Genomic DNA, 2,612 nt, shown 5'->3' on the forward strand with positions numbered 1-2,612 from the left:
GCGCAGAGGCGGGCAAGCAGTGACGCGAACGAGCGGGCGCCAAGTAGGGCGCCCGGGCGGAGGTATGACTGGGGCTGGGCCCGGGACTTGCATCGGGACCGGGACTGAGGCTGGCATCGGCATTGAGGCCGGCGTCGGGACCGGGACTGCGGTCGACATCTGCGCCAAAGCTGGCATCGCTACCAGGACTGGCGTCGACATCGGCATTGAGGCCGGCATCGGTACCAGGATTGGCGTCGAAGTCGACGTCGGCGCTGGGGGTGGGACCGGGGCTGGCGTCGGGCATGGGGTTGGTGCGCTGGTGCTCTCGGCCTCGGGCGATGAGTTCGTCGGCGAAGGCGGAGTCGGGCATGATGCCGACCGCTTCTGCGCGCCTGGCCTGGATACTGCGCTTGTCGCCTTGGGCCTGCAGGGCGTCGGCGATCTCATCGATCTTCGCCTTGTGCCGACGGACCGCCGCCGAGGCAGCCTTGATCACACAAGTCTTGGTGCCATGCTCATCGGACTGACCGACCCACACGCCACGCTCGGCGGTTGCCTCGGCAGCCTCGGCCTTCGCCAGGTCAGGATCGGCGTACATCTTCGCGGCCTTGATGATCTTGGCCAGCCGGGTCGGCGAGATCGTGTCCAGCAGATGCGCGACCTTCTTGTCCACGTACAGCGCCGCCGCCAGCGACAACTTCTCGCAGTCCCGGGCCAGGTTACGCGCCTTCCACGCCGCGACTTCCTCGGTCAGCACCCGGGCCCACGCGAACGGGAACCGATGCCGCAACCCCAACGCACACTTGAGATAGTCCCGCGCAACGCCCGGCGACACCCCCAGCACCGCGCCGTACTCCGAGACACAGAACTCCATCACCGGCGGACACCCGTCACCACCCAGCACCACCGCACGCTCCCGCCCGTCACTCGACCGGCGACCCGGACGCTCCGGACACACATCGGGATGGAAACGATCGGCATACACAACAGCATGCACAAGGGACCGCGCCGCGGACCGGGACTCGGTCGCGCGCTCCTCGGCGGCCGCCTTCAGTAAGGCGGTCGTCGACAGCGCAGACAATTCTTCCTCGAACATGTGTTCGACTATGGTCACGGAAGGGTAACGGGGCAAATCGGCCTTGCAGCCAAGGGATCTGACGCCTACCTGAGGGGAAATCACCCTGTCGCGGGGGGACTGCGTAGGTGGGTTCGTGGACACGGCCCCCCGCGAGAGTTGCTCCGCGCACCTGGGTTGCCCCCCGACGGAGTCAGGCCTCGGACTGGGCGTCGAGGACTAGGCGGAAGTTGGCATCGGGTCGGTGTTGCCAGCGGCTTCTTCGAGGGTGTAGGCCTCGATGATGAGGCGGAGGCCTGTGACCAGGTCGGTCTGGAGGTCGGCGCGGGAGACTCTGGAGAGGACGGCGGATACTCCGCCGAGTGCTCTCGGGGCCTCGCCGGGATCGCCTTCGGCGAGCTGGTCAAGAGTTCGGGACGGCGTCAAACGGTCGGCAATCCGCCAGCGTCCGAACGACCGGAGCCCATGTCAGGAGCCCATGTCAGCGATTCTTCGGACGCTAATCCATTGGCCGCACTGACATCCGAACGATCGGAGCCCATGGTCTCCTGTTATGTCTCAGGACATCGGTAACAGTTGATGTCTCAGGACATGGGTGACAGTTCTGGGGCAGGCGGGTGGGTATGGCGCTCGGCGGTGGCAGGAATGGTTTGGGGTGTGAACGACGAGGGATCGCCGGTCGGCGGCACGGGTGGCGGCACAGGTGGGCGGGTGAAATCCGCTGGGTCGCGGGCCGGTGTGGCCAGGAATTGGGGCCGGAGACATGAAGTGGTGGCCTGGGACATGGTGTGCGCTGTCTCTGCCCACCGATTCCTGTCTCCGGCCATTACTTGTGGCGCGGGCCAGCCACTGGATGGGCGGGGTGAACCCGCGAGGTCGAGGTCGGCATGACCAGGAGTTGGGCAGGCCCTTTGAGTCCGGAACAGTTACCCATGCCCTGAGACCTCGGACTGTTACCTATCTGATGAGACTTAGCAGGAGGGCATGGTCTCCGGTTCTTCGGACGTTGGGTGGGTGGGGCCGCCTTTGCGGGTGTCTGCTGCCGCTGTGGGGCAGTAGGTCTCGCTGATCGTTGCCTGCAACGGTGGACGGGATTGCGGCCGGGATCGTCCGGTTGTGGCTGGTCGCCGCTGCGGCGGTTACTGAAAACGCTCCGCTGGGCGGGTCTACGGCTGGGGTGAATGGCGAGGTCGGCGATCACGTGCCGCGTTGCTTGAGGGTCTGAGCTTCGGCTGGGGTGGATGGCGAAGTCGGCGATCACGTGCCGCGTTGCTTGAGGGTCTGAGCTTCGGCTGGGGTGGATGGCGAAGTCGGCGATCACGTGCCGCGTTGCTTGAGGGTCTGAGCTTCGGCTGGGGTCAGTGCAGTGGGGCCGTCGGATTGGTGACAGTTGCCGGGGTTGGGGAGTCCTGCCTGTCGATTCCGGTGTGTGTTCTGAAGGGACATGTCGGACGGAGATGTGTAGGGACATGTCGGACACTTGATGGCTGCGGTTCGTTGGTGGGTCGTGGCGGATCTGGTGGTTTCGATGGAGGTTCGGTTCGCGATTGGCGCG

1 protein-coding gene and 1 pseudogene are annotated in these 2,612 nt (G+C 65.8%); both read right to left on the minus strand.

The features are described 5' to 3' along the window. Positions 1–1,078 (minus strand): annotated as a pseudogene (locus E1263_RS42175) (hypothetical protein); the annotation flags it as partial. Positions 1,079–1,276: 198 nt separating this feature from the next. Next, entirely contained in the window at positions 1,277–1,483 is a 207-nt protein-coding gene (locus E1263_RS42180) for a hypothetical protein (RefSeq protein ID WP_132178066.1), read from the minus strand. Between the last annotated feature and the right edge of the window lie 1,129 nt (positions 1,484–2,612).

The sequence above is a fragment of the Kribbella antibiotica genome (assembly GCF_004349055.1).
GTDB classification, from domain to species: Bacteria; Actinomycetota; Actinomycetes; order Propionibacteriales; family Kribbellaceae; genus Kribbella; species Kribbella antibiotica.